Raw genomic sequence first — 26,397 nt, forward strand, 5'->3', positions numbered from 1 at the left:
CTATTCGAGCTCAAGTCGGACTGTCTCTTGGAGCATGGCCGATACATCCGCGAGACCTTCGTAGGAATCCGCGGTGAAGAAGGCGTGGCCGTAGCCCTGAAATATGAACGGCGCCACGTCGACCGCATCGCCCACCTTCAGATAGATCATCAGCTCATGGACGTGCGGGTGGGCTGCGGCCACGGCCTCGCCGTGCACTGCTCGCACCTTGCCCGCGCGCTCGGCGAAGAACTGACAGAAGCCGGCCGGGGTCGCCATGGATTTAGCAGTGAGTCGAGGCCTTTCACCGAGGGCGAGGTCAATCACTGCGTGAATCATGTTGACACCCGTGCTGGTGAGCACCGTCTGAAACAGCGGGCCACCGCCGATCCGGGCAGCCGTCTCCAGGATCGAGAGACGACCGTCGGGCCGAACCCGGAACTCGGTATGAGTGCCTCCGATGTCGATGCCCACAGCACGATGCGCCGCAGCTGTCGCAGCGTGGATGTCTCTCACCGCGGCGGGTGGCAGACAGGTCGGGGTGGCGTAGAAATACTCGTCGAAGTAGGGACCATTGGCCGGGAGTGGCTTGTCATGGATTGCGACGACATGGGTGTGCCCGTCCACAACGATCGACTCGACGCTGATCTCTCCACCGGCGATGAACTCCTCGATCAGAAAAGCTCCGCTGTACTTCTGGGCCAGAATGCGGTGGAGAGGGTCGTACTCAAGGTCGCTCCAGGCCCGATCACGCAAGCGCTCGAAGTGTTCGGACAGCTCCGCCGGACCGTCCACCCTGCGGATGTGGGAACTTCCGCCACCGATAAGCGGTTTGAGCACCACGGGGTAGCCGATCCGCTCTGCCAGGGCCAACGCCCCCTGGACATCCGTCGCTGTACCGAAGGCCGGCTGCTCCAGGTCTGCCCGCTCGAAAGCCTGCCGCATCGCGTACTTGTCCCGGGCGGTCTCAGCCGTCAGCGGATCCACGAAAGGCAGTCCCAGATGAGCGGCTACCGCAGCGGCTGTCGGAACGCTGTGCTCGCTGAACGTGACAACGCCACGGATCCGCTGCGGTTCCGCCGCAGCCAGGCCGTCGACGGCTCGCACAGTCGCCGCAAGGTCGGAGGTGTCGGCCTGGACGAATCCGTCGACGAACTCCGTCTCCCACCCCGGATCGCTCATGACGAGCAGGAACCGCTCGCCGCGTGCAGCCGCGTAGTCGCGGATATGGATGAAGTGGCTGCGGCGGCTGACATTGCCTGAATGAATCAGAAGGATGGCCATCGGCTCCCTCTCTGTACGATTTTCCCCGTGCGGCAGCGCTCGGGCCGGTGGCTGCGATGTTCCCGCTTCCGCGAGAAGACGAATTCGATGAGCCGGAGATCCACGCCCGCGGCCGGTGTTACTGGTGTACCGACCACGAGCGCGCCGACCCGGGCAAGGTCGGCGCGACCGTATCGGAAGTCCGATGTTCCAGTCCTCGATGCGGGAAAGGTCTCTACCGCTGCGGGAAGACAGCCAACTGGACCGCCGCTGCTCGAAGTGGCCGGGGAAGATCGGTGCTCGTATGCAACGCTGCCGGACTCATTGGTCCGACACGGCCGCTCGCAGCGCGGTCTCAAGTTCGCGAACTCGCTCAGCCGAAGAGCCGATCAGCAGGAACTCCGAGTTCTCGTTCTCTGCCGAATCGCAGTACAGCACGACCACGCCATCCCGGCGTTCCAGGTCGAGTTCGAGTCCGTGATCGCGAATCGCGTCCAGAGCCGTCTTCAGTTTCATCGGCCGGACGTCCCGCAGAGAGGAGGCGACGCAGTGGTCCGCGTAGTCTTCGCCAAGCAGCCTGGCCGCCACCGTGTGCAACACTGTCCCGCCGGCCCAACGGCCGTTGACCTCATTGAAGATGAGTTCGCCCGACGCGGTGACGATGGCGTCTATATTGATGTATCCGCGATAGCCGACCTGGGAGACGAGTGTCGCGAACCTCGTGGCGTGAGTCAGAGCGCGGGACAGCGAGTGAGGCGGCACGTCCGCCGGAAGTTCGAGCCCCACCCAGGACAGATAGGGATCTTCGCTGGAACCGGCGTGAACCAGCTTGAATCTGGCACTGTTGAGGAAGTGCGGGTTGCCCGAATCGTCGATCAAATACTCGACGTAGAACATATGGCGGGTATCAGGGTGGTAGACCTCGACGACCAGACCGGGGTGCTGTTCCTGGAACAGCTCGACCCACAGCTTCTCGGCTGTCGCTCCGATGTCCTTGCCGATTTTTCTGATTTCCCGGGCGCCCGGCAGCGGACCGATGTCATCGGTCGCGAGCAGCACGTTCCCCAACCCCCCGCCGGCGTTTTCTTGTTTGACGATGACGGCTCCGGTGTCGGGTAGCCACTTTTCGATCATCTGAGCCAACCGCTCGGGCGACTGAGCCACGCCACCCGCAGCCAACGGCATTCCTACACCGGCTGCGAGCTGCCGGAAGTGGCTTTTGCGGTTGAGCAGGTCGCCGCCACGCTCGGCGGCGAACGCCGCTCCGGCGAACTCCACGCCGAGCTGCTCGGCCAGCTCGGCCACACCTTCGGTCAGGAAACAGGCGGAAAGCCGCCACTTCGGATGCCCAGCTATCGCCTCGCGCAGCTCGGCTATGAAGTCCGGCGCGAGGATCACATCGTCCGTCAGCAGCCTGCCCCGCACCACGACCGAGATCGTACGGGCATCGAAGCCGAGAGAGCCACCCACATGATCGAGGAAGTCAGGTTCAAACGAGAGGGGACTGGCGATGACATCGCCTTCTTCGGCGTACCACGCGGTCCGGCGGCAAGCCCTGACAATGGGGTGTGCATCATTCAGCGCGATCTCTGGAGGGTACTCTGCGCGTACGTTGAGTAGAATTATTTTACGCGTTTTTTGATCTGTCATTTCCCATCCAGTCCTCAAGTGGGCCGAAACGGCTGACGCCAGGGGCTGCCGGCAACCTTGTGCCGACACACACCAGGCCGTTGATGACGCCTACTGGCTGATATGTGAGCGCACCGTACGACGAAATCTCGACTGGCAGCGGCAGCGCGGCAATGAGGCGCAGAAAGCGCCGGCCGACGCCCGCAGGCACATGCACAGTCAGCGGTGGACTAAGGCTGTCCGCAGCTTTTCGATCTCTCAACCAGTTCAAGAACTATATGCCAGACCTTTCAAAGAAAGATGTACGCATTTCGGCATGCAGGCTCACCCCGAGCATCCCGTTCAACAACATTCACACAGCGCCCTGTGTTCGTCAAGGCGGTCCTGCCGGCTCCGGACGAGGCGGGTAACCATGGATCTGATCTCGCCAGGGGACGTTACCGAATTTGGCCGTTCGTTATGGCCGGGAAGGCGACAGGGCGCCGTGGGCCGGGGGGTTTCCGGATGCGGACGAGAATGGACATTCAGGCCGATAGGCCGACGCTACCTGTGCGTTTTCCAGCCACACATGGCTCTGCGTGACGTCGGACGGAAAAGATGCTGTGCAGCACGGGGGCAATAGGGACAAGTGGCGCATACATGAAGAAAAGGCGGTCACTCATTGGGATCGATGCCGGGGGCGAGCGGGTGTTTCCCCGCATGTCTCAAACGCATCTGTTTCACAGTTAAATCGCTGGGTATGTTTTCCGTCGACTTTGTTCAGGCGAAGCGGAATGCCATATCGTCGAGACTCATCGACGGACATACCTGCACGACGGCGCAGTCGGCCTGACCACGTCAACTGTCAAGCGGTATCAGCCGGGACTAATCACCGAACCTCCTCGGATTATTTCCCCGGGCTGCCGCACGAGGATTGCGCGATTGCTTCACAAGCAAGACACCTACTTGCCGCCTGACGATTCGAGTGTTACCAATTAGATCGTCAGGCTGATCACATTCGCGTCGGTACGTAAAAAAGGAGTCAGGTCATGGATGTCATCGCATCGTGTAAGCGTAGCGCGATCCATAATTTGCGGATCGACGCCGGCGGGCCCAACCCCGACCGTAAGCCCGATGAGGGCATCGGCGAGGGCCTGGCACTTCCGGAGGCGCTGCGCACAGCAAGCGATCTGGTGGTTGGTGAGGCAATTATCGTTGCCCGAATCGGTGGAGATAACCTGCACAATCGGGTGCGCACGTTCGTTGCGCCCTCGACGAGTGAGAACGTGGAGGCCCGGGGAAGCCTCGGGTACTTTCTGTCCGAAGGTGACCTGGTATGCGTCATCTCTGAAACTCGCCTCAGCGCGCAGGGCCAGCAGCTCCACCGGTCGGGCGATCTCCACATCGTCGACTACGGGATCGTCCCGGGCCAGGGCTTCCAGAGCGGGACTCTCAAGTACGAGCGTCTGGGACGTCCCGATGAGAAAATAGCGGGCTCGCCCGATGATTCGAGCCTCCGCGAGGTTCTTATGCCGCGCGTTCTACTTCACAGCCTCATTACTAATCTCGTCGTAAATGACACGAACGACGACTGCCTCCTGGGCAGTGCGGAGATACCCGGCGGTTTGATGGACCAGGTAGGGATGACACGGCACAACATGGTGACCGTATATAACTCCTCGTCCGGCGGGTGCACTGATACCTATGCCGTACCCATGCCTCCCGGGGTCGTGATGACGACCGGTGCGATGGCCGGGTTCGCGCCCATCGGAACCCGCGTACATGTTGCATCCTTCGCCCTCGGAGACCGCTCCCTGACTGCTTCCGTGCTCGACACGGACGGAAATGCGGCCATTTCTTCCGGAACACTCGAATAGCCTGGCTCACGGCTACCCGACCTGGCCCGGCCCCGGCAGCGGCGTTTGACCTCGCACTTTCACAAGTGTGAGGTCCCGAGGCTTGTCCAACAGGCGGGGAGCGCCCCCGACCAGGGACGACGGGACTTTTCCTGGGTCCAAGCCGTTGTCGGGAAACGGCCCCTCGGGCGAACGAGGAACGCCGGCTCGTACCGCTGTCTCCCCGGCCGAGGGCGGTGGCGTCGGCACCATGGCGCGAGGTGCGGGCCGTGCGTGATCCGGGCAGGACTCCCTCTGTGCGGCACCCGTGGTGGTGCCGCACAGGGACTGCCTGTCCGATCGACACGCTCGCCGGTGGGGCAAGGCGCTGGTCATCGCGTATGCGGACGAGCGGATCGCCGCTGCCTCGTGGACCGGGCCGGCCGATCGTGGGACGGACGGGATCTCGTACCGAGAAGCAGAGAAACAGAGAAACAGAGAAACATCCACGTCCATCGCGATCCCGGCGGAGAACCCGGCTGCTCGAATCCGGATCCCTGACCGGATCGGGTCCACCGGCGTACCGGCACGGAAAGCCCCATCCAGATGCACCCTCTTCAGGAGTCATGCATGAGCAGGATCGATGGCAGAGAAACGGCAGCTGACCTGGCCGCGTACACGGCCCTCCTGGAAATCTCCGAGGGCCTCGGCCTCTCTGCCCTGTTGGACAGACCGGAACCCTTCACTCTCGACGAGATGATGGCGGCCTCCGCGCTCATGGAGCCTGCGGCCGGCCACTTGCTCCGAGCGCTGCTCGGCGCGGGACTGGTGGAACAGGGGCAGGACGAGCGGCACTTCGTGCCCTGCGCCGACATGGCCGACCGCAGGTACGCGGCCGGATACCTGTCCTGGTCGCTGAACGCCAACCGGCCCTACATCGACCACGCGGCCGAGTTCCTGCGCGACCCGGATTCGGCGGGTGCTCAGTACCAGCGCGACGGCCGTCGGGTCGCGGTCTCCTCCCGCTGGATCGGCTCCTTCGGTTTCTACCCGGGTGTCGTCTCGGAGATCACCGGGCGCAAGCCACGCCGGATCGTCGATCTCGGTGCGGGCGCGGGCGGCTTGCTGATCCATCTGCTCGCCACGCTTCCGGACAGCACCGGACTTGCCCTGGACCTCAGCCGGGCCGCCTGCGAGGAAGCACAACGGGCCGCCCAGGAGGCGCGCGTGGGCGACCGCTTCCAGGTCGTGGAGCGGTCTGTCGAGTCCCTCGTCGACGACCCCTCGCCCGTCCGTGACGCGGACGTGATACACGCCGGGTTCGTCATGCACGACGTGGTGGGTCGCCCGCACGTGCTCGATGGGGTTCTGCGTGCCTGCCGGTCGTCGCTCGCAGACGACGGATGTCTTGTCGTCACCGACGCGGTGCCGTACGCCGCAGGGGAACGTGAACGTGCCTTCAGCGCGCTTTTCACCTACCTCCACTCCAGCTCGATGGACGTCCGGCTGCCAACCGAGGAGGACTGGCACGAGGCGTTCCGCCGAGCCGGCTTCACCAAGGTGAGCAGTACCCCGCTGCCCATGCCGGGCAGCCGCGTCTTCGTGGCTCAGGACTAGTGCGCGGCAACCGGGCGATCCGGACAGGAGAAGCGTGAACACTTCCGCCGACGACACCAACAGCAGGGCGCGAGCCCTGTACGAAGCACGGGCCAACCGCCTCGCCATCGCGCCCTTCACCGACGCCGACCCCACGTTGGAGGCCGAGGACGGTTACGCCATCCAGCGTGAACTGGTCGGCATGCTCCTCGCGGACGGCGACTGCGTCGTGGGGTACAAGGCGGGGCTCACCTCCGAGCCGATGCAGGAGATGTTCAAGACCCGCACGCCGGACTACGGCCCCGTACTGGCCTCGACGGTGCGTGCCAGCGGGGCGATCGTCCCCGCCTCCGCGTTTATCGCACCGAAGGTGGAGGCGGAGATCGTCTTCCGGCTCGGGCGGCCGTTGCGCGGCCCCGGCGTCACCGTGGAGACCGCTCGCGAGGCCATTTCCGAAGTTATGGCGGGACTGGAAATCGTGGACTCCCGCATAGAGCACTGGCGCATCCGGCTCGCCGATACCATCGCCGACCTCGCGTCGAACGGCGCGATCGTGCTGTCACAACCGCTCGCGCTCGACCCGGAACACGACCACCGGCTCACCGGCATGGTCTTCACGCGCAACGGCGACGTCGTGGCGACCGGAGCCGGAGCCGCCGCACTCGGCGACCCGGTCAAGGTGGTGGCCTGGCTTGCCAACACGCTCGGCAGGCACGGCGTGACCCTCAAGGCCGGACACCTGATCATGACAGGCGCCCTCCACGCCGCCGTACCGATGCATCCCGGCGACAGGTTCGTCGCCGAGTTCGACCGGCTTGGTCCCGTCACGCTCCATGTCGGCGGTGCGTAGCCCGACCGGCAAGGCGAATCTCCGTACAGGGAAGGGCGATACAGCCATGAACCGACAAGGGCGGCTGACCACGGCGGTGCTCGGGGCCGGTCTCATCGGAGTCGATCTCGCCACCAAGGTCATGCGCTCGGAGGCCCTCGACTGCTCGCTGGTCGTGGGACGCGACCCCAGCACACCAGGACTGCGCCAGGCTGCTGCTCTCGGCCTGCCGACGTCCGCGGACGGCATCCGGTCGCTCGTGGACGCCGAGGAACCCTTCGACATCGTCTTCGACGCCACCAACGCCCTGACCCATGCCGAACACGCGCAACTGCTCATGCCGCTGAAGACCCTGCTCGTCGATCTCACACCGAGCAGAGTCGGCCGGATGATCGTGCCAAGTGTGAACGGCACGGACATCCCGGAACGCGGCGACATCAACATGGTCAGCTGCGGTGGTCAGGCATCCATCCCGATCCTGCACGCGATCACCCGAGAACACCGGATCGACTACGTCGAGGTCGTCACCACCGCCGCCAGTCTGAGTGTCGGCCGCTCCACACGGCTGAACCTCGACGAGTACGTCGACACCACGGAGGATGCCGTGCGGACCTTCACCGGCGTCAAGGACGTCAAGGCGATTCTCAACATCAGCCCGGCCAGGCCACCCGCCACCTTTCGGGTCGCCATGACCCTGATCGGTGAAGGACTGAGCGCGGAAACGGTGCGCACGGCGGTGGCGACCGCGGCAGCAGACGTACGGGCCTTCGCCGCGGGCTTCGAGGTGGCGGCTTGCGTCGTCGCCGACAGCCGGGCCTTCGTCGCCGTGGAGGTCACCTCCTCCGGTGACCGTATCCCGTCGTACGCGGGCAATCTCGACATCATCAACTCCGCCGCGATCCAGGTCGCGGAGCGGTACGCGGCAGCCGGCCTTTCCAGCGCGGCGGGGGAGACGTCATGAACACACCGGAGCACGAGCAGGTGAACACGCCGCAGCACGTCGTTGTCCACGACCCGACCCTGCGCGACGGCCACCATGCGGTACGCCACCAACTGGGCGCCGAGCAACTGCGCGCATACGCGAAGGCCGCGGACGCTGCCGGCGTACCCGTCGTCGAGGTGGGGCACGGCAACGGTCTGGGAGCCTCCTCTCTCCAGGCCGGGCAGGCCCGGCTCAGCGACGACGACATGCTGGCGGTCGTGCGCGAGTCCCTGAGCAAGAGCAGGATGGCCGTCTTCATGCTGCCCGGCTGGGGCACCACGGCCGACCTCCGCAAGGCCATCACCCACCAGGTCGATGTCGTCCGCATCGGAACGCACTGCACCGAGAGCGATCTCGCCGAACGCCATCTGGGTTTCCTGCGGGAGAACGGTGTCGAGGCCCAGGGCGTTCTTCTGATGAGCCACATGGCCACGCCCGAGCGGCTGGCCCGGGAATGCGCCCAGCTGGTGGAATTCGGGGCGGGCGCGGTAGGCATCTTCGACTCCTCCGGGCACTACCTGCCGGCGGACGTGACCGAGCGCATCACCGCCATCCGCGGAGCCGTCGACGTACCGGTGGCATTCCACGGACATAACAACCTCGGCATGGCGGTGGCCAACTCGATCGCGGCGGCCGAGGCGGGGGCGGGCATCCTGGACGCCTGTGCCAGAGGCTTCGGCGCCGGCGCCGGCAACACCCAACTCGAAGTTCTGGTGCCGGTGCTGCAGCGTATGGGTTTCCCTACGGGCATCGACCTGTACGGCGTCCTCAACGCCGCCGACATCGCGGAACGCGAACTCATGCCGGCGCCACCGACCATCGACTCCGTGGCCGTCGTCAGCGGTCTGGCCGGGGTGTTCTCCGGCTTCAAGAACCGCGTTCTCGACATCTCCCGGCGCGAGAAGGTCGACCCGCGCGACGTCTTCTTCGAACTCGGCCGGCGCCAGGCGGTCGCGGGCCAGGAAGACCTCATCGTGGACGTGGCCCTGACCCTGCGGGAGGCACTCGGTAGCTGAGGCCACCACGCACCCTGCATGCCCCGGTCGCGCGGCCCGGCACCGGAGCACGCGGCCTCGCCGGGCACGCAGGGTGCAAAGCCCCGAGCCCCGAGCCCCGCGTCCCCCGGCCGACCCCCGCGCCGACACAGAAGGGAAGACCGTGTACGAAGTACTCAAGGGCATCTTGGTGAACGACCTCCAGGTGCGGGAGGAGGACGTCCTGCCGACCGCCACCCGGGAGGAGGTCGGGTTGGATTCGCTCGCGGCGCTCGAACTGGCGGAGGTGCTGAGCAGCAGGCTCGGCATCGAGATCCAGGACTACGAGCTGCTGGACACCACCACGCTCGCCGAGATGGCGGAGCTGGTCGCCGGACGGCAGGCGTGTGGCTGAGCCCGAAGCTCCCCGACGGCACCTCCACTTCCTAGGAGCCTCATGTCTCTCCCCCGACTCCGCACCGTGCTCGACACCATGCCCTCCTACCAGCCGTCCGAAGGCGTCTACACGTCGGAGGGAGGCCTCCGCCTGCTGTCGGCGAACGAATCACCGTACCAGCCCCTCCCGGGCATCACCGAGGCGATCGCGCGGGCCGGTGCCACCGTCAACCGCTACCCCGATCCCGGCTGCACCGCGCTGACCCGCGCTCTGGCCCAGGTGCACGGAATCGCCGAGGAGCGGATCGTGATCGGCGCGGGGTCCGTCGCCCTCCTTCAGACGCTGTTCCAGACGATCGCCGAACCAGGGGCCGAAGTCGTCCACGCCTGGCCCTCGTTCGAGCTCTATCCCGTCCTCGCCGGGCTCGCCGGCGTCACCAGCACGCCGGTGCCCCTGGTCGACGGCGCCCACGACCTGCGCACGATGGCAGACCGCATCACCCCGCACACCCGTATGGTCATTGTCTGCAACCCCAACAATCCGACCGGCACGGCCGTCACCCCGGACGAGCTCGGACGCTTCATCGCCCGTGTCCCGCCGACCTGCTTGGTGGCCCTGGACGAGGCGTACTACGAATACGTCCGCAGCTCACCCGCGACCACCGGACTCGCATACGGCGCCGCGCATCCCAACGTGGTGGTCCTGCGAACCTTTTCCAAGGCGTACGGACTTGCCGGGCTCCGGATCGGCTATCTGGTCGGAGACGCTCGCGTTGTACGGACATTGCGCAAGGTGGGCTTGGCCTACGCGGTCAGCACCGTCGCGCAGCAGGCCGCCGTCGAGGCCCTCGCGCTCCAGGCCCAGTTGATGCGCCACGTCGACAGCACGGTCGAGGAACGCACCCGCGTCCACGACGCCCTGGTGCGTGACGGCTGGACCGTCCCCGCCAGCCAGGCGAACTTCCTCTGGCTCCCCCTGGGCGAGGACGCGGCCGCATTCGGCCGGTGGTGCACCCGCCAGGGCATCGCCGTCCGTCCTTTCCCGGGTGAAGGCGTCCGCGTGACGATCGGCTCGGCCGAGGACAACGATGCCTTCCTTACCGCCGCCGGGACCTGGCGCACGACCAGGTTCTCGGCAGTCAATGGTCAAGAGCGCGCGGGGCAGGGGACGGTGGAGAAATGAACATGCTTGACTCCTCCACGGCTCGGCTTCGCTCCCGCCATGTGGTCGTCGCTCCCGGCATGTGCAGCGGCGGATCGCTGCTCTTCGGCCGGATCGGCGACTGGACCTGGGACACGGTCGCCGACGCCTGCCGCATGAAGGTGCACTCCGCCCGCACCCCCGACGGCGACCCCGCCTATCTCTCCTTCTACTACTTCCGCGTCCGCGGAGGACGGACCATCCACCCCCACGGCCTCACCTTCGGGGACGAACTCCGGGTCAGCTCCAGAGCGTTCCAGCTGGGAAGCCGGTCCGTGATGACCCTTCACCGGCTGGCGCCCGCGGACCTGGAGCTCGACGACGTGCCGCTCGACCCCGTCGAGGTGTACGAACGACGGCACCCGGACTGCCTCTACGCCGAGAACTTCAACCGCTGGATCGCCCGCACGAGCGCCAGCAGCAACAAGAGCCTGGCCCAGGTCTGCCCGGCGGATTTCGCGTACGCCGACCTACCACGTCTCCCGAACAAGTACTCGCCCCGCGCCCTGGTCGGCAGGGCCCGCACAGCGGACAGCTTCCACCCCGCAGGACCACCCGGCTTCGTCGAGGCCGATCCGCCCTTCACCGTCGAATACACCCTCGACGTCGTGCGTGACCTCAACGGCGCCGGTCTGATGTACTTCGCGTCCTATTTCTCCATTTTCGACACGGCGTTGCTGCGACTGTGGCGCTCGCTCGGCCGCACCGACGAGCAGTTCCTGCGGCGCAAGGTGACCGATCAGGAAATCGGCTACTTCGGCAACGCGGACCCCGGCGCGGTGTTCACGATCGCCGTCCGCCGATGGCGCAGCACGAAACGCCCGGGCACGGAGATCGCAGACATGGCAATGCACGAGGCGGATACAGGCCGCCTGATCGCCGTCACCGGTGTGGAGATCGAGACCGGCCCCTGAGCCCGCTCTCAGGGGCGACGACACGCGAGGATGATCCCTCCCAGCTTGCTCTCGGCCGAGGTGAGGGTCTTGTGCGTCTCGACATCGAAGCCGGCTTGCTCAAGCCACGCGATCATCCGGTCGTGCTGCCGGCGATGGACATGGACCTTCATCGGGTGCCCTCCATAGCCCTCGGTCTTCAGATGCGACGCGTCTCCGACGTGGAAGCTGAGCAGCAAGGGCCCACCGGGCACGAGCACTCGGCGGAAGTGCGCGAGTACGGAGCCGATCTCGTCGTCAGGAATGTGGATCAGCGAGTACCAGGCGACCAGACCGGTGACCGAGGCGTCGGCCAGGGCGAGGTCCGTCATAGAACCGAGATCGAACCGCACCCCGGGGTGGTCGCGGCGGGCCACCTCGATCATTCCGGGTGACAGATCGATGCCGAACACGTCCAGGCCCAGCTCCCGCAGGTGGGCCGTGATCCTGCCTGTCCCGCACCCCACGTCCGCGACCGGCCCGCCGCCCCGGGCACGCACCAGGCCCGCGAACAGGGCCAGGGCCTCGCGTTCTTCAGGTGCTTCGTCCAAGATGTGTCGCGTCAGTTCTCTGTAACTTGCCGCGACGGTGTCGTAAGACGTCCGTGTATCCGCCAGCCAGTCATCTGCGTTGAGTCCCATTTCCACCGGCCGCAGGTTACACAGGTCATCGGTCGGCGTGACGGCCGGCTCTGCCCGAAGGCGCCGCACCGCGCGGGTGCGCGGTGCGGTTCGGCGCCGGCGTCCGGACGGCGGGTCCGTTCACCTCTGTTTCGCCGACGCCCAGAGCCCGTCCTCCGTCAGCCCCAGCAGCTCGATCGCGTTCCGCCGGACGATCCGGTCCACGACGTCCGCGTCCAGTTGGCCCATCTGGGCCTCGCCGACCTCGCGCGACTTGGGCCAGGTGGAGTCGGAGTGGTGATAGTCGGTCTCGTAGAGGACGTTGCCGACGCCGATGGCGTCCAGGTTCTTCAGGCCGAAGGCGTCGTCGAAGAAGCAGCCGTAAACATGCTCGGTGAAGAGTTCGGACGGCGGACGGTGGACCTTGTCGGCGACGCCGCCCCAGCCGCGGTTCTCCTCCCACACCACGTCGGCGCGTTCGAGGATGTAGGTCCAGCCGATCTGCCCCTCCGCGTAAATGACCTTGAGGTTCGGGAAACGCTCGAACTTGCCGCTCATCAGCCAGTCGACCATCGAGAAACAGCAGTTGGCGAAGGTGATGGCGGAGCCGACGGCGGGCGGGGCGTCGGCGGAGGTGGAGGGCATGCGGCTGCTCGACCCGATGTGCATGGCGGTCACCGTGCCGGTCTCGTCGCAGGCGGCGAGGAACGGATCCCAGTCGTCCGTATGAACCGAGGGCAGTCCGAGGTTCGGAGGTATCTCGGAGAAGGCGACGGCCCGCACTCCACGGGAGGCGTTGCGCCGTACCTCCTGCGCAGCCAGCTCCGCGTCCCACAGAGGGATGAGCGTGAGCGGTATCAGCCGGCCCCGGGCCGCCGGGCCGCACCCCTCCTCGACCATCCAGTCGCTGTAGGCGCGCACGGAGAGGAGCCCCAGCTCGCGGTCCTTGGCCTCGGTGGAGGTCTGGCCGCAGAAACGGGGGAAAGTGGGAAAACAGAGGGCGGACTGGACGTGGTTGACGTCCATGTCGGCGAGGCGCTGCGGGACGTCGTACGAGCCCGGGCGCATCTGCTCGTACGTGATGACCTCCAGCTTGATCTCGTCCCTGTCATGCCCGACGGCGGTGTCGAGACGGGTGAGCGGGCGGTGAAGGTCCTCGTAGACCCACCAGTCGCCGATCGGTCCTTCGTCGCCGGGGCTGCCCGTGACCGGGGCGAACCTGCCGCCCAGGAAGGTCATTCCTTCAGTGGGGCGCGTACGATGCGTGGCCCCCTGTCCTGATACCTGGACGGGAGGCGGTCCCGCCAGACGTTAGGGGGTTCCATCGTGTGGTCGTCCACCGAGATGATCTCCGGGAAGGTCCTCGGGAAGGTCTCCATGCCTTTTACGGTAGCGCCGATCGGACGGGGCGTCAGTTATCGGGAGGCCACTGAGCGCCACTGGAGGCAGTTGGGCGCAGTTGGGGGCCACCGGGAGACCTTCTCCGGAATGCCGGGACCGCGTCCCGGGTTGCGAGGGCAGGGTGTGGGCCTTGTGAGGAGTTGGGCGAACGGGCCTTTCCTCAAGGCCGGGTAGTTAGCGTTTTCGCAGGTCACGCAGGCGAGTTGCAGGATTCTCGACGCAGAGCAACGGCGCTCGTTGGTACAGGCAGTCGACCAAAACAGCTTGTCCCGAAGGGGTTCTGTTGCCCCGTCATTGTGTCTTGCCGTCTGCGCTGACGGCCATCACCCGAACGGTCACCGTGGCCGCGGGCCGGTTCGCTCCCGGACATCTTGGGGAACTGACCGCCGTCGTGCCGTTCGAACTGGTGGACGCGGTCCTGGCGGAGACAAGGACGGTGCAGCGGCGTCTGCGTGATCTTCCGTCGCGGGTCGGGGTCTACTTCTTGCTGGCGATGTGCCTGTTCCCCGAGGTCGGCTACGGGCTGGTCTGGGACAAGCTGACCGCGGGTCTGTCCGGGATGCCGGTGGTCTGTCCGTCGGCGAAGGCGTTGCGTGACCTGCGCCGGCGGATCGGCAGCGCGCCGGTGCGGGCGTTGTTCGAGGTGTTGGCCGGGTTGCTGGCCCGGCCGACGACGCCAGGTGTGCGTTTTGGTTCGTACCGGACGGTGTCGTTCGACGGCTGCAGTTCGCTGAGGGTTCCCGATTCCGAACTGAACCAGGCCTGGCTGGGCAGGACTTCGCATCATGGCTATCCGACGCTGGAGTTGATAACGCTGGTCGAGACCGGCACCCGGGCTCTGGTCTGCGCGGTGTTCGGCCCCACCGCTGAGGGCGAGACAAGCTACGCCGGCCGGCTGCTGCATCTGCTGCGGCCGGACATGCTGGTGCTGTGGGACAAAGGATTCGACAGCAACGCCTTCCTCGCGGGGGTCACCGACACCGGCGCCCAGGTCCTGGGCCGGCTCCGCAGCAACCGGCGCACGCCGGTCCTCACCCTCCTCGTCGACGGCTCCTACCTCTCGGCGATCGGCGCCGTGAAAGTGCGGATCATCGACGCACAGATCGCCGTGACCTGCACGGACGGCACGTCCTTCACCGGGTCCTACCGACTGGTCACGACTCTGACCGACGCCCGCCGTTACCCCGCCACCGCGCTGGTGGGTCTCTATCACCCGCGGTGGGAACACAAATCCGCGTACTACGCGCTCCGCCACACGATCATGAACGGGCGCAACCTCCGCTCGGGCGACCCGGCAGGCATCGAGCAGGAGATGTGGTCACTGCTCACGCTCTACCAGGCCCTAAGCGCCGTCATGGTCGACGCCGCCGAGTCCCTCCCCGGCACCGACCCGGACCGCTGCTGTTTCAGCATCACGCTCCACACCGCCCGCGACCAGGTGATCCAGGCCACCGGCATCATCCCCGCGGACACCGACCAGGACACGCTCCTCGGGACGATCGGTCGGCGGATCCTGACAGGCCTGCTCGCGACCCGTCGGCAACGGGTCAGCACCCGCAAGGTCAAATCACCGATGTCCCGCTACAGCGAGCGCCATGCCGACGGCCGCCCCGACACCAGCCGCACCGTCACCCACCTCAACGTCACTGTCCTCGAACCCGTGGATCGCTCACCCGCACTTCCCTCGGCCTCCCGGGACGACGGCATGCCGCCCCAGCCGCGCGGCGCCGACACCGCATCCTGGCCCTGCTCCAGGAAGACCCCACGCGCCTTTGGCAGCCCCGTGGCATCGCTGCCCACTTCGGCGATGTGACTCTGGAGACCATGTACAGACAACTGAATCGCTGGGCCGCCAGCGGCCTCATCCACAAACTCGGCCCCGGCCTCTACGCCGCAACACCGTGGTCTCCAGCCCCACTCGCGTGACCTGCGAAAACGCTAACTACCCGGCCTTGGACCTTGACCCCTAATGTTGGACACACGAGACACTGGTCCTGAGGATCTGAGAACGGACATCTCGTGGTCATGAAGAACTACCCGCTGGAGTCCAAGGCGGACGCGGTCGCGCTGTACGAGCCGCAGCCCGACGTGACGATCAGGTCGGTCGCCACTGGCCTGGGAATCAATCCGGAAACGCCGCGGCGGGAGCCTGGGACATGAGTCCGCGCCGGCTCGCGCTCGTACCCGATCCCTGTCCCGGTGAGTCTCTGCTGAGCTGGGGGGACGCGCTCGCGCGGCTCAACCAGGTCTCCCGGACCGAGGCGCTGCGCATGGCGGGTCTGATCAGCTCCAGCACGGTGTCGGCTGTGTTCGGCTACCGCGTCAGTGACGCCGTCGTGCGTGCGGTGAGCCAGAGCACCGGGGTGACGGGGCAGCCGCTGCGGAGCATGACGCTCGCCTACTACGCGGGTAGTGCGCTAGTAGGGCTTTGTTAGGTCCTGTGGTGGGGTTCGGGTGCTGGTGCGGGTTGGCCGCATATCGAGCAGGCGCCGGTCCAGGTGGCCAGGAGGGCCTGGAGTTCGCGGAGGACCGCGTAGAGGGTCAGGCCGGCGCAGGGGCTTTTGGGTCGAGCCTGAGCATGGTGCAGAAGGCCTGGGCGAGGGACGCGAGGGTGACGTGGCGGTGCCAGCCGAGGTAGTTGCGGCCCTCGAAGTGGTCCAGGCCCAGACCGTCCTTGAGCTCGCGGTAGTCGTGCTCAACTCGCCATCGGATCTTGGCGATTCGTACCAGTTCGCGCAGTGGGGTGTCGGCGGGAAGCGTCGAGAGCCAGTAGTCGGTTGGCTCGGCGGAGTCGGGTGGCCACTCGACGAGCAGCCAGCAGTCGGGCAGGGAGCCGTCGGCGGCGCGGCGGATGGTGCGGTTGGCCGGTCGGACCCGCAGGGCCAGGAACTGCGAGCGCATCTCGGCGTTCGGGTTGCGTCTGGTGGCCTTGCTGCCCTGGCGCCAGGTGACGGTGCGGGTGGCCGCTCGGCCGACGGCCAGGGCCAGGGCGCGCAGGGTGGTGTGCGGTTGGGGGTAGGCGGACACGGGAGGGCGGCCCTGCCCGGAGTACGGCGGGCGTTGGGGTGTGGCATTGCCGGGGTGCGCGGTCGTGGTGGCTTTGACCGCGACCGCGTAGGTCAGGCCGCGCTCGGTCAGGCCCTCGCGAAAGCCGGTGGCGTCGCCGTATCCGGCGTCGGCGGCGACCGGAAGGTCGGGCAACTCCCAGTTGTCGCGCACCTCGTCGAGCATGTCCAGCGCCAGGCGCCACTTCTCCCGGTGCCGCTCGGTGTCCGGGATTCCCGCCTTGGCGCGGCGGCGCCGGATCGCCTCGGCCATCAGCGCGTCCTCGCCGTACTTGGTGTCGTCCCAGCTCTCGGGCAGGAACAGGCGCCAGTCGACAGCCGATGACGCACGGTCACTGACCAGGTTCACACTGACGCCGACCTGGCAGTTGCCGCGCTTACCCAGGGCGCCGCAGTACATCCGCGCCACCCCCGGTGAGTCGTAGCCGTCCTTGGGGAAGCCGACATCATCGATCGCGTACGCCTCGGGAGAAATGTGCGCGGCAGCCCAACGGGCCAGCCGCTCACGGACCTTGGAGTAGTCCCAGGTGGACGATGAGACGAACTGCTGCAGCTGCTGGTGGTCCACGCCCAGGCGCTCGGCCATCGGCTGCATGGACTTGCGCTTGCCGTCCAGCATCAGCCCGCGCAGATACAGCTCGCCCTTGGCCCGCTGGTCCCGACGCGCCAGCGAACCGAGCATCTCCGCCGCGAACGCCTCCAGGCGCGGGCGGACCGTCTCCATCTCCTCAGGTGTCACACCTGACAGAACATCACAATCTACCTGACGATGATCAATCGGGGTACCTAACAAAGCCCTACTAGAGCCGTTGCCGCCGAACGACGCGACGGAGTACGGGGCCTGGGCCACGTGGAGGTACCGGCAGCTTACGGTGCTTCCCAAGCACTCCAACGCCTGTCCGCCGTGCCTGAGGGAGAACGGTGGCCGCTGGCTCCTGAAATGGCGGCTCGTCTGGTCGTTCGCGTGCGTGCGGCACCAGAGGTATCTGATTTCGCAGTGCTCCGGCTGCGGTTCCGCCCTGCACCGGGTGTGGCCCGGGGACCCGCAGTCCTGGATCTGTCCCGGGGCCTCCCGTGGGCTGGGGCTGCGTACGCCGGCACAGCCGTGCGGGCGCGACATCCGCCGCATGCGGGGCAAGCCGGTCCGCGACAGCTCGCTTCTGGCCTGCCAGCGGCACATCGACCGCCTGCTCGACGACCCGCACACCACGACGCCGGAGAAGACACGGGACGTCCTCGGAGCGCTGTACCGCTCGATGCAGGACGCCTGGTCGCCGGTGCGGCCCCTTCGGCTGCCTGCGACGGACGAGGCGGTTCACCGGGCCTGGGACCGCTATCTTGCACCCGGCGGAAGGGGTAAGCGGTTCTGCCCTCTGCTCGTGGCCGCCGCTGTGAAGATCGCCACCGAGGCCGGCCCTGACGCCGCCGATGGCGAGACGGCCGGCAGCGGACACGCACGGCCGAACTGGGGCGCCAGGCGGTCCGGGCAGCGGGGTGAGGTCGAACTGGCAGCGAACCGGTTCGGTGGCCGCTGCCGTGACAGTGGCTGCTTCGCTTGGGTGCCGGCCGGGCACGGCGTTGTGCTGGGCGACACCGACGGCTGGGACACCTACTGCCCGCGGCACGCTCAGGCGTTCACCCGTCGGGCCCGATCCCGCGAACACACCGGGCCGGACGCCTTCACCGAGCCGTGCCTGAGGTTCCTCGACGCGCGCCTCCGTGAAGAGGAACAGCGCCTGGGCGAGGAGGACGACGATCTGCTCCGGCAGCGGATCGAGGCCCAGCGGCTAATCCTGGACGCCTGCGCGGCCACCGCTGCCCGTACACGCGAGGGCAGGTCCCGGCGGTACGCCGTACGGTGCCTGCTGCTGCCCTACGTGGGGCATCCGGACTTCCGTACGACGTGGCTGCCCCGCCAGGGCGAGAGCCCGGCGCGCCCCCTCGTGGAGAGCGCGGCCGGGGAAGAGGGACGGGGAGGGACGGGCCGTGGCTGAGGAGGAGCCGGTCCGGCGGCTTGGGGTGGTTCCGGCCCCGTTTCCGGGGGAGGCGTTCGTCAGCTGGGTCGACACCGTCGCGGCGAGTCTGCGGGTGTCGCGGGCGGCGGCCCTGCGGACCCTGGGACTGCCGGGCAGCGCGAGTTTCAGCACCCACCAGTTCCATCTGAGCCCGGCGCAGTTGGAAGGACTGCGGCGGCGTACGGGTCTGAGGCCGGCGCAGGTGGAGCGGATGCTGTTCGGCTTCTACGCGCCGACGGTGCTGCCGCAGCTCGCTGAGGACAACGGGCGCGTCGGTCACGTCGATGAGGGACGACATCAGGAGTGATAGTTGACAAGGCCGCTGACCTGCGCACTATCAGTTTGGCTGCCTTGGTGCCATGTCGCTTCTGGGACAACAAGAATGAGAGTGGTAGGTGAGCGGCTTCCCGGCCGGGAGGAGTTGGAGCCAGCTGACGCCGTCGGCATGGAACTTGACGGCGATCTTAAGAAGCTGTTGCCTATCCGGGCTTGAGGACGGCGTTTTCGCTGGTGGGACAAAGGGTCGACGATCCTGTGGGAGTGGTGGTCTGTTGTGTCGCTGCTGCTGTGGAGGTCGTGGGTGCCGTCGGTCTTGGGCTGCTGGAGCAGCGAATTTGTCGCTCGCCGTCGCATGGACGAGCTGCGGGAGGAGGCCGACCGCATCCAGGCTGAACTGGCCGTGGCCGAGCGGGACTGGAAGGAATGGGCCATCGCTCCTCGCGGGTGGGCGAGGTGCTTGCCCCGGCAGACGAGACCGAGGATGGCTATGGCCAGGCTGACCGGACAGCGGCGACCGCCGACCGCCGACGGGCAGGCCGAGGAGGCATCGTCAACGCCGGAAGCGGCGAAGGCGACGTCGCAAGTGCCGGTGTCGCGTGAAGGGCTTGCGTGGTCGGCGTTGTCGGTGGAGTACCAGCGCATCATCAAGGCGCTCGCGGACCAGGCCCGGCTCGGGCAGGGCGATGAGCTGCCAGGAGATGGCCGCTTTGTTCGGCATGGATGTGGTTCCGGTGCGGGTGGAGGCGCTGAGGTCGAAGGCGAACGCCTGGTCGCCCGCGGCTGGCTGGCCGATCCGACTCGGGCCGGCTCACGCTCGCGCAGGGCGTGAGCGGGCTGGTAGGACTCCGTGAGGTTCCGGGCTTTGCCGCCGGCCTTGTCGGCCGACAGCCCGGGCCGCGGCACCGACCTGCGGGAACTCGGCCGGCGGGGCGCTGGGCCACATGCCGCGCGATCACCATCGCCGCAGGTCGAAGCGACCTCACGGAGTCCTACTAGGCGGCGGGTCATGAGCAGGGTCATCGACCAGTAGATCATCGCCTCGGCGCTGGTGGTGCGGCGTTCGAAGTTGCGCGCCAGGCAGCGGGTGTGCATCAGGTGGGGGAAGAGGCGCTCGGCTTGGGCCGCACCACGAAGCCGCGCCTGTCGTCGCTGCGTTTGACGTTCGCCAGGACGAGGGTGAGCGGGGTCAGTCAGTATTCGACGAGGCTGCCGGTGTAGCCGCCTTCAGTCAAGATGAGGGCCAGCAGACGGTGGGCGTAAGCGACTTGATGCAGCAGGGCCTGGACGGCGGCGCGGTTGTTCTCCTGTGACTCTCTTCATCATGAGTCGGCGCTGGTTCGTGCGGCTGCGACCATTACCTGCCCGACGGAGAGGCCGCCGTCGTTGGTCGGGATGCGGCCGTGGGTGTACACGCGCAGGCCCGCGTGGGTGAGTTCCTGTTCGGTACGGATCAGGAGGTGCTGGTTGAGAAAGACCCCACCGCTGAGAACGACATCCCGCACCCCGGATGTGCGGGAGATCCGCAGACAGATCTCCACTACAGCGTTGACCACACTCTCGTGGAACGTCCGGCTCACCTGCGCTGCGGAGTGGCCGCGGTCCGAGACGTCCGCCAGCAGGGCCTCCAGCCAGGGCCTGTGGTCAATGACGAGCCGGCCTTCCTCCTCCGCCAGCCGCAGAGGCCATGGCTCTGCGGGAGCGTGGTCCCAGGCGATGAGCTGTTCAAGCTCGATGGCCGCCTGTCCTTCGTAGTCCACCTGCTCGCAGACGCCCAACAGCGCGGAGTAGGCGTCGAAGAGCCGCCCCATGCTGGACGTCTGCGGGGAGTTGATCCCGCGTTCCGCCATCTTCATCAGCACACCGACCTCGAAGGAGTCTCGCTGCTGAACGAGGTCCAGCGGCAGCTCCGCGGCCCCGGCGCCGAAGTACTGCGCCAGCAGGCCGATCGCGATGCGGGCGGGCTCGCGTACAGCTTTGTCGCCGCCGGGTAGTCGGAACCGGGCCAGGTGCCCAAGTCGCTCGAATCCACGGTAGTCCCCGATCAGGAACTCGCCTCCCCAGATCGTCCCGTCGGTGCCGTATCCAGTGCCGTCGAAGACGACTCCGATCACGGGCTGGTCGAGACCGTTGTCCGCCATGCAGGAGGCCATGTGGGCGTGATGGTGCTGCACGGCGACCAGTTGCACGTCCTGGCAGGAGGCCGCGTAGCGGGTGCCGTGGAAGTCGGGGTGCAGATCGTGTGCGACGTACCGCGGTGTCACGCCGAAGGCGCCGGAGAGATGCGCGACGGTATCGGCGAAGAAGCGCTGGTTGCCCAGGGATTTGAGATCGCCGATGTGCTGGCTGACGTAGAGGGAGTCACCGCTGCCGAGACACACGGTGTTCTTGAGCTCGCCACCGACCGCCAGGATCGGCGACACCGGGAACGGGGCCGGAACAGGATCGGGAACGTAGCCGCGGGCTCGCCGGATGAAAGTCACTTTCGGCTCGACCGCGCTGTGGACAACCCTGGCGATCGAGTCGTCCACCCGCATGTGGATCGCCCGGTCGTGGACCAGGACAGCGTCCGCCAGCCCTGCCAGGGCCCGATGCGCCTCCTCCTCGGTATGGACCATCGGCTCGTCCGCCGCGTTGGCGCTGGTCGCGATCAGCACCGGTGCGACGTCGTCCAGCAGGAGGAGCTGCAGCGGCGTGGCCGGCAGCATGAACCCCAGGGTCGGGGCACCCGGTGCGATGTCGGGTGAGAGGCCAGTGCATGGTCGGGCCTGTAGAAGCACGATCGGCCTGCCAGGCGACTCGAGGAGCCGCCTCTCCTGGTTGTTGACAACGGCATGCCGCTCGACAGTCGCGCAGTCGCGCGCCAGCAGTGCAAAGGGCTTGGTGCTGCGCTCCTTGCGGGCGCGGAGCCCGGCCACCGCAGTGTGGCTGCGAGGGTCGGCCATCAGCTGGTACCCGCCGAGCGCCTTGACGGCCAGGATGCCGCCGTCCCGCAGCAGCTTGGCAGCCGCCGAGACAGGGTCGGCCGCGCCGGTGTCGGAGCCGTCCGACGCCAGCAGCCGTACCTGTGGCCCGCACACCCAGCAGGCGTTGGGCTGGGCGTGGAACCGGCGGTCTGCCGGAGAGTCGTACTCGGTCTGGCATTGTTCGCACATGGCGAAGTCGGCCATGGTGGTCTTCGGGCGGTCGTACGGGACCTCCCTGATGATGCTGAAGCGCGGCCCGCAGTTGGTGCAGTTGATCAGCGGATAGCCGTGTCGCCGGTCCTCCGGGTCGAACAGCTCGTCAGCACAGTCCGCGCAGACGTAACTGTCGGGGGTGATGAGTGCTCCGGTACCGCCGTCCTCCTCGCTGTGGGTGATGGTGAACGAGGAAGTCCAGTCACGGACCGGCACCTCGCTGGTCACGGTGCAGGAGTCCACCCGGGCTAAGCCGGGGAGGTGCTTCAGCAGGTCCTCGCCGAAGATGTCGGCCACCTCCGTCGGCCCTTCGACGCAGATCGTGACGCCCTTGGTGTCGTTGCGCACCCAGCCACCCAGCATGTGCTGGGTGGCCAGTCGGTACACATAGGGCCGGAACCCGACTCCCTGCACGAAACCGGTCACCCGGAGAGTGCGGCGCACCGCTTTCCGGGCCATCAGCAGAGCCTCGGCAACTGGGCGCCGTACAGCAGCTCGACGGTGCTGCTGCGGCCGTCCGGTCCCACCATGCGGACGCTTCCAGGATCGCCCGTTACGACGCTCCCCACCACCGCGGCGTGCGTGCCCTCCGGGTGGGCGTTCAGCGCTTTGAGAGCGGCCTCGGCGTACTCGGGTGCCACGACCAGGCAGAGGTTTCCCTCGTTGGCGAGGTACATCACATCGACGCCGAGCATATCGGCCGCCATCGCTGTCTCCGGCCGGATCGGCAGGGCCGACTCCGTCAGCTCGATGGCCGTGGAGGACGCGTCGGCAAATTCGTTGACGACTGTGCCGAGTCCGCCGCGGGTGATGTCCCGGATACAGCGCACGCCGTCGCCGGCGACGTCCAAGACATCCGCGATGACGTGGTTAAGCACTGCGCAGTCGCTCTGGACCCGCTCCTCGAACCCCAGTCCCTCCCGCATGGAGAGAATGTGGATGCTGTGGTCTCCGAGGAAGCCGGAGACGATGACCTGATCACCGGTCTGCAGCGCCCGGCTGGAGAGCTGGAGTGGGCGCTCCAGCACTCCGATGCCGGTCGTGTTCAGGAAGATCCCGTCGGCTTCCCCCCGCCGGACAACCTTGGTGTCGCCGGCGACGATCTTCACACCTGCCGCCTTTGCGGCGTCCCTGACGGAGCGAAGGATCCGCCGGAAGTCCTCAAGGGCGAAACCCTCCTCCAGGACAACCGCCAGGGTCAGGTACAGCGGCTTCGCGCCGCTCACCGCGAGGTCGTTCACCGTGCCTGCGACGGCGATCTTTCCAATGTCGCCGTTGCCGAAGAAGACCGGATCGACAACGAACGAGTCGGTCGTCATGGCTATCCGCGTGCTGGAGACCTCCAGAACCGCACTGTCCTCCATCTCGCCGATGTAAGCATCGCCGAGAATCGCGGCGATTGTGCCCGAGATGAGTTCCTGGCTCATCCCGCCACCAGCTCCGTGGTCCAGGACGACCTTCTCCATCACGTGTCAACCTCTCCTGTCACGGTCGGTGGTCGGTCAGGCGCCTGTACTGACAGGCTCCGCGAACGCCCTCTCCAGGAGAGCGTCCCACCACACCTGCATGACCTTGATGGCATCCAGGGCGCCGGCGCGGACCTGCGCCGGGTCGATCGGCTCGCCATCGGCCCGATCGGCGCCCGTGGTGTCGAGGTCGACGAAGGCGGCCAGACCGTCCTTGTGGCCCTGCTCGACACCTTCCTCCAGATGGATGTCATGGAAGCGCTTGATCAGGCTGCCCTCGTAGGTGAAGCCACGGCGCTCGCAGATCTCGCGGCAGATCTCGAAGAAGACCTCGTGCTCGAAGATCGCGGCGGTCTCGGTCGCGTACAAGGCGCCCAGCGCACGCGAGGGGTTCGGGGCGCAGAGTTCCGCGACGTTGGCCAGGAACATCGTGGTTGCGGGGAACTCGACCCGCTTGTCCATGTCGGTGCCGATGTTCAGCATGCCCTGCTTGTTCATCGGAGCGTGGCCGTCCTCCTCGTCCAGGTTCCGCTGAAGCTCCACTGACACGCCGGGCTCGGCGAACTTCTTGGTGCATTCCACCGCGCTCCGGAGCAGCTCCGCGTTGGCGAAGGAGAACTGGTACCACTCCATCACCAGCCACTCCAGGGACTCCGTACTCATGCTGGACAGGCTCTTGAGGAGCTTGTCCTTCACCGCGCCGGTGAAAGCGTCGTTGGCCTCGTCGATGTGGGCTGAAAGGAGATCAGACATGGTCGTACCTCTGCCTTCTTGAGAGTGAAGGAGTAGTGGATTTGCGTCACAACGGAGAGATTGGCCGGAAACGGCGGGTCTGGCGGAACGTGACGGCCGGAAGCTATCGCCGGCCAGCGGAGATGACCGTTGCGAAGATCGCTCCCGCCGTTGTCCGGAGGTTCTCTCGGCGGGCGAACGCGCAGGTGGATTGATTGACTCAAGCTAAGCCGGCTAGCGCCTGGCACAGCGTGTCATACGCATGACGGCGAGACAAGAGGGTTGCTCCTGCACGTAGTTGGGCATGTGCAGCACGTGACTCCAGCAACAACTAGCTTGCCCAGTAACAGCGTTGCTGATCCGCGTGCACACCGTCTGTAACAAAAGGCGGACGTCGATGCGTAGTTGGCGATGCCTCCACCCGCCCCGTTGCCACTTGCTCATACGTATGACTAGCCTGGTGAGAGTCAGAGGCACCTCTCTGACCCCTACCCCTCACAACGGAAGAGCCATGTCTCGATACGCGATCCTGACCAACGATCTCCAGCGCGATCTGGTCGACAAGAATGAGCAACGCAAGGCCAACGTGGAGCAGATGACTCCGCACTTCATACGTTTCCTCGCGGAGATGAGGGAGCTGGAGGTCCACGTCATCCACTTGCAATTGATCTATGACGTCACCGACAAGAAGCTGGAGCTCCACGACGGCCGTATTCCCGTGCTGCGGGGCACTCCGGGAGCCGAGCTGCTTCCGGAGTTCGTCCACCCCTCGGACGTGGTCATGGAGAAGAAGAAGGACAGCGGATTCTTCGAGACCAAGCTCCACGAGTACCTGGAGGAGCACGGCATCGACACCGTGATCATCACGGGAATGCAGGCCCAGGTGTGTATCCAGACCACGGCAGCAGACGCCCACTTCCGCGGTTACAACGTGATCGTCCCCTCGGACGGGGTTGTCTCGACCCGTGATGAAGACCGAGTCAGGGCACTCGAATGGCTGGCCTCATACTGCGCCGTCATCACCCCAATGGATGAGGTGGTCAAGCGTATTCGGGACAAAGTTGGCTTCGACTTCTCCGTCCAGGCGCTGCCGTAGCCACGTTGAAACAACCTGGAGAGGAAGGAGGAGGTTCCGTGCAGGACCTGACGGAGGCGGGGCCCGTGTCTGGAACGGCCTCGCCGTTTCCCGAGATACGGCCGGATCGCCGGATGTAGTGGTCATCGGGGTGCCCTTCGAGGGCGGAGCGGGTGGTGCTGGGGGCGCTTCCCTGGGGCCCGGGCGAGTCCGCGAATTGTCACGCAGGCTGAAGACGACCGACCGACGGGGCCGTGACGTTTCCGGGTTGCGTCTGCTCGATTTGGGGGACGTCGAGACGTGGCGCTTCGACCTCCCCAGGTCGATCGAGCACGTCGCCGAGGTGTACCGCGAGGTGTTCCATGAGGTCACCGCCCCCGTGCTGACCTACGGCGGCGACCATTCGATCACCTACCCCATCGTCTCAGGGGCCGCTGCCGGCAGAGAGCTCGGGTTGGTCTGGTTCGATGCACATCCGGATGTACTCGAGGGCTATCAGGGCTCGACCATCTCGCACGGTTCACCGCTGCGGCGCATCGTGGAGGACGGCGCGGTCGCACCGGAGAATGTGTTGCTTGTAGGGACCCGTGCTTACGATCCGGGCGAAGTCGACTTCATCAGTAAGAGCGGCATCAACGAGGTGCGGGCGGCCGACTTCATCGATGACCCGGCAGGCGCCCGGGATGCCTATAGGCGGCGCCTCGCGGAGATTTCGGAACGCGTAGGCCAGTTCTACGTCACCGTCGACATAGACGTGCTGGACGCGTCGTGTGTGCCCGGGACCGGGACCCCGGTCGCCGGGGGCATCGGGACCGGCGAACTGCTCGGCCTGCTGGAACAGCTTCCTGAGCCCGTAGTCGCCTACGACATCGTCGAGTTCGCGCCGAGCCACGATCTCGGTGGCGTGACCGGTCATGCGGTCATGGCGATCACCACCGCCTTTCTCGCGCGCATCGCGGCCGCACGACGGTAA

General features: G+C 66.6%; 22 protein-coding genes and 3 pseudogenes. 17 read left to right on the forward strand and 8 right to left on the reverse strand.

Annotation, left to right across the window (positions count from 1 at the left end; genetic code table 11):
* Together ACKTSN_RS28115 and ACKTSN_RS28120 are read right to left on the reverse strand one after the other, a co-directional pair.
* Complete coding sequence (locus tag ACKTSN_RS28115) at positions 1–1,263, reverse strand: ATP-grasp domain-containing protein (RefSeq protein ID WP_409471657.1); 1,263 nt, start codon at positions 1,261–1,263, stop codon at positions 1–3.
* A 300-nt stretch (positions 1,264–1,563) separates the two neighbouring features.
* Positions 1,564–2,892, reverse strand: a complete 1,329-nt coding sequence (locus ACKTSN_RS28120; protein ID WP_409471658.1) for a hypothetical protein — start codon at positions 2,890–2,892, stop codon at positions 1,564–1,566.
* Positions 2,893–3,899: 1,007 nt separating this feature from the next.
* Here ACKTSN_RS28120 and ACKTSN_RS28125 point away from each other — a divergent pair.
* The 8 genes from ACKTSN_RS28125 to ACKTSN_RS28160 all read left to right on the forward strand — a co-directional run bounded on the left by ACKTSN_RS28125 (position 3,900) and on the right by ACKTSN_RS28160 (position 11,577).
* Entirely contained in the window at positions 3,900–4,727 is an 828-nt protein-coding gene (locus tag ACKTSN_RS28125; protein WP_409471659.1) for an aspartate 1-decarboxylase, read from the forward strand.
* A 588-nt stretch (positions 4,728–5,315) separates the two neighbouring features.
* Positions 5,316–6,302: a class I SAM-dependent methyltransferase gene (locus ACKTSN_RS28130; RefSeq protein ID WP_409471660.1), complete on the forward strand. Its 987-nt coding sequence runs from the start codon at positions 5,316–5,318 to the stop codon at positions 6,300–6,302.
* 34 nt (positions 6,303–6,336) lie between these two features.
* Positions 6,337–7,131 (forward strand): 2-keto-4-pentenoate hydratase, encoded by a 795-nt coding sequence (locus ACKTSN_RS28135; RefSeq protein WP_409471661.1) that lies wholly within the window; start codon positions 6,337–6,339, stop codon positions 7,129–7,131.
* Positions 7,132–7,177: 46 nt separating this feature from the next.
* On the forward strand, positions 7,178–8,071 hold the full coding sequence (locus tag ACKTSN_RS28140; RefSeq protein ID WP_409471662.1) for an acetaldehyde dehydrogenase (acetylating): 894 nt from the start codon (positions 7,178–7,180) through the stop codon (positions 8,069–8,071).
* Positions 8,068–9,108 (forward strand): 4-hydroxy-2-oxovalerate aldolase, encoded by a 1,041-nt coding sequence (gene dmpG, locus ACKTSN_RS28145; protein ID WP_409471663.1) that lies wholly within the window; start codon positions 8,068–8,070, stop codon positions 9,106–9,108. Before ACKTSN_RS28140 ends, dmpG begins: the two co-directional genes overlap by 4 nt.
* Positions 9,109–9,250: 142 nt before the next feature.
* Positions 9,251–9,481 (forward strand): acyl carrier protein, encoded by a 231-nt coding sequence (locus ACKTSN_RS28150; RefSeq protein WP_409471664.1) that lies wholly within the window; start codon positions 9,251–9,253, stop codon positions 9,479–9,481.
* 42 nt (positions 9,482–9,523) lie between these two features.
* Positions 9,524–10,645, forward strand: a complete 1,122-nt coding sequence (gene hisC / locus ACKTSN_RS28155; protein WP_409471665.1) for a histidinol-phosphate transaminase — start codon at positions 9,524–9,526, stop codon at positions 10,643–10,645.
* Positions 10,646–10,647: 2 nt separating this feature from the next.
* Positions 10,648–11,577 (forward strand): LnmK family bifunctional acyltransferase/decarboxylase, encoded by a 930-nt coding sequence (locus ACKTSN_RS28160; RefSeq protein ID WP_409471666.1) that lies wholly within the window; start codon positions 10,648–10,650, stop codon positions 11,575–11,577.
* Positions 11,578–11,585: 8 nt separating this feature from the next.
* On the opposite strand, the gene ACKTSN_RS28165 is transcribed toward ACKTSN_RS28160, so the two are convergent.
* Both ACKTSN_RS28165 and ACKTSN_RS28170 read right to left on the reverse strand, forming a co-directional pair.
* On the reverse strand, positions 11,586–12,146 hold the full coding sequence (locus tag ACKTSN_RS28165; protein ID WP_409471667.1) for a class I SAM-dependent methyltransferase: 561 nt from the start codon (positions 12,144–12,146) through the stop codon (positions 11,586–11,588).
* 210 nt (positions 12,147–12,356) lie between these two features.
* Positions 12,357–13,594: pseudogene (locus ACKTSN_RS28170) on the reverse strand (amidohydrolase family protein).
* A 323-nt stretch (positions 13,595–13,917) separates the two neighbouring features.
* On the opposite strand from ACKTSN_RS28170, the gene ACKTSN_RS28175 reads away from it, so the two are divergent.
* From ACKTSN_RS28175 to ACKTSN_RS28185, 3 genes are all read left to right on the forward strand, one after another.
* Positions 13,918–15,429 carry a transposase domain-containing protein gene (locus ACKTSN_RS28175; RefSeq protein ID WP_409471668.1) on the forward strand — a complete coding sequence of 504 codons (1,512 nt, stop codon included), beginning with the start codon at positions 13,918–13,920 and terminating at the stop codon, positions 15,427–15,429.
* 212 nt (positions 15,430–15,641) lie between these two features.
* Complete coding sequence (locus tag ACKTSN_RS28180) at positions 15,642–15,776, forward strand: hypothetical protein (RefSeq protein WP_409471669.1); 135 nt, start codon at positions 15,642–15,644, stop codon at positions 15,774–15,776.
* The gene (locus ACKTSN_RS28185; RefSeq protein ID WP_409471670.1) at positions 15,773–16,051 is read left to right on the forward strand and encodes a TniQ family protein; all 279 of its coding nucleotides are present in this window, start codon (positions 15,773–15,775) and stop codon (positions 16,049–16,051) included. The genes ACKTSN_RS28180 and ACKTSN_RS28185 overlap by 4 nt, the downstream gene beginning before the upstream one ends.
* Before the next feature lie 106 nt (positions 16,052–16,157).
* On the opposite strand, the gene ACKTSN_RS28190 is transcribed toward ACKTSN_RS28185, so the two are convergent.
* Positions 16,158–17,420, reverse strand: coding sequence for an IS701 family transposase (locus tag ACKTSN_RS28190; protein ID WP_409467247.1), 1,263 nt, complete (start codon positions 17,418–17,420; stop codon positions 16,158–16,160).
* 70 nt (positions 17,421–17,490) lie between these two features.
* Here ACKTSN_RS28190 and ACKTSN_RS28195 point away from each other — a divergent pair.
* The 4 genes and pseudogenes from ACKTSN_RS28195 to ACKTSN_RS28210 all read left to right on the forward strand — a co-directional run.
* Positions 17,491–17,658, forward strand: a pseudogene (locus tag ACKTSN_RS28195) (TniQ family protein); the annotation flags it as partial.
* A 150-nt stretch (positions 17,659–17,808) separates the two neighbouring features.
* Positions 17,809–18,675 (forward strand): DUF6221 family protein, encoded by an 867-nt coding sequence (locus ACKTSN_RS28200; RefSeq protein WP_409474939.1) that lies wholly within the window; start codon positions 17,809–17,811, stop codon positions 18,673–18,675.
* A complete protein-coding gene (locus ACKTSN_RS28205; protein ID WP_409471671.1) occupies positions 18,668–19,003 on the forward strand; it encodes a TniQ family protein in 336 nt (111 codons plus the stop codon). The genes ACKTSN_RS28200 and ACKTSN_RS28205 overlap by 8 nt, the downstream gene beginning before the upstream one ends.
* Positions 19,004–19,276: 273 nt before the next feature.
* Positions 19,277–19,809: pseudogene (locus tag ACKTSN_RS28210) on the forward strand (hypothetical protein); the annotation flags it as partial.
* A 485-nt stretch (positions 19,810–20,294) separates the two neighbouring features.
* On the opposite strand, the gene hypF reads toward ACKTSN_RS28210, so the two are convergent.
* The 3 genes from hypF to ACKTSN_RS28225 are packed head-to-tail and all read right to left on the reverse strand — an operon-like array spanning position 20,295 to position 24,370.
* A complete protein-coding gene (gene hypF / locus ACKTSN_RS28215) occupies positions 20,295–22,610 on the reverse strand; it encodes a carbamoyltransferase HypF (RefSeq protein ID WP_409471672.1) in 2,316 nt (771 codons plus the stop codon).
* Positions 22,610–23,617, reverse strand: a complete 1,008-nt coding sequence (hypE, locus tag ACKTSN_RS28220) for a hydrogenase expression/formation protein HypE (RefSeq protein WP_409474940.1) — start codon at positions 23,615–23,617, stop codon at positions 22,610–22,612. Before hypE ends, hypF begins: the two co-directional genes overlap by 1 nt.
* 36 nt (positions 23,618–23,653) lie before the next feature.
* On the reverse strand, positions 23,654–24,370 hold the full coding sequence (locus ACKTSN_RS28225; RefSeq protein WP_409471673.1) for a hypothetical protein: 717 nt from the start codon (positions 24,368–24,370) through the stop codon (positions 23,654–23,656).
* Positions 24,371–24,860: 490 nt separating this feature from the next.
* Between ACKTSN_RS28225 and ACKTSN_RS28230 the strand changes: the two genes are divergently transcribed.
* Positions 24,861–25,445, forward strand: a complete 585-nt coding sequence (locus ACKTSN_RS28230) for an isochorismatase family cysteine hydrolase (RefSeq protein ID WP_409471674.1) — start codon at positions 24,861–24,863, stop codon at positions 25,443–25,445.
* Positions 25,381–26,397 (forward strand): arginase family protein, encoded by a 1,017-nt coding sequence (locus ACKTSN_RS28235; protein ID WP_409471675.1) that lies wholly within the window; start codon positions 25,381–25,383, stop codon positions 26,395–26,397. The genes ACKTSN_RS28230 and ACKTSN_RS28235 overlap by 65 nt, the downstream gene beginning before the upstream one ends.

The organism is Streptomyces flavusporus, from assembly GCF_046267975.1.
GTDB lineage: Bacteria > Actinomycetota > Actinomycetes > Streptomycetales > Streptomycetaceae > Streptomyces > Streptomyces flavusporus.

Coding starts and splice junctions, on each gene's coding strand:
- ACKTSN_RS28115 (WP_409471657.1), bottom strand. CDS start 1,263: ATGGCCATCCTTCTGATTCATTCAGGCAATGTCAGCCGCCGCAGCCAC.
- ACKTSN_RS28120 (WP_409471658.1), bottom strand. CDS start 2,892: ATGACAGATCAAAAAACGCGTAAAATAATTCTACTCAACGTACGCGCA.
- ACKTSN_RS28125 (WP_409471659.1), top strand. CDS start 3,900: ATGGATGTCATCGCATCGTGTAAGCGTAGCGCGATCCATAATTTGCGG.
- ACKTSN_RS28130 (WP_409471660.1), top strand. CDS start 5,316: ATGAGCAGGATCGATGGCAGAGAAACGGCAGCTGACCTGGCCGCGTAC.
- ACKTSN_RS28140 (WP_409471662.1), top strand. CDS start 7,178: ATGAACCGACAAGGGCGGCTGACCACGGCGGTGCTCGGGGCCGGTCTC.
- dmpG (WP_409471663.1), top strand. CDS start 8,068: ATGAACACACCGGAGCACGAGCAGGTGAACACGCCGCAGCACGTCGTT.
- hisC (WP_409471665.1), top strand. CDS start 9,524: ATGTCTCTCCCCCGACTCCGCACCGTGCTCGACACCATGCCCTCCTAC.
- ACKTSN_RS28160 (WP_409471666.1), top strand. CDS start 10,648: ATGCTTGACTCCTCCACGGCTCGGCTTCGCTCCCGCCATGTGGTCGTC.
- ACKTSN_RS28180 (WP_409471669.1), top strand. CDS start 15,642: ATGAAGAACTACCCGCTGGAGTCCAAGGCGGACGCGGTCGCGCTGTAC.
- ACKTSN_RS28185 (WP_409471670.1), top strand. CDS start 15,773: ATGAGTCCGCGCCGGCTCGCGCTCGTACCCGATCCCTGTCCCGGTGAG.
- ACKTSN_RS28200 (WP_409474939.1), top strand. CDS start 17,809: ATGCGGGGCAAGCCGGTCCGCGACAGCTCGCTTCTGGCCTGCCAGCGG.
- hypF (WP_409471672.1), bottom strand. CDS start 22,610: ATGGCCCGGAAAGCGGTGCGCCGCACTCTCCGGGTGACCGGTTTCGTG.
- hypE (WP_409474940.1), bottom strand. CDS start 23,617: ATGGAGAAGGTCGTCCTGGACCACGGAGCTGGTGGCGGGATGAGCCAG.
- ACKTSN_RS28225 (WP_409471673.1), bottom strand. CDS start 24,370: ATGTCTGATCTCCTTTCAGCCCACATCGACGAGGCCAACGACGCTTTC.
- ACKTSN_RS28230 (WP_409471674.1), top strand. CDS start 24,861: ATGTCTCGATACGCGATCCTGACCAACGATCTCCAGCGCGATCTGGTC.
- ACKTSN_RS28235 (WP_409471675.1), top strand. CDS start 25,381: ATGAGGTGGTCAAGCGTATTCGGGACAAAGTTGGCTTCGACTTCTCCG.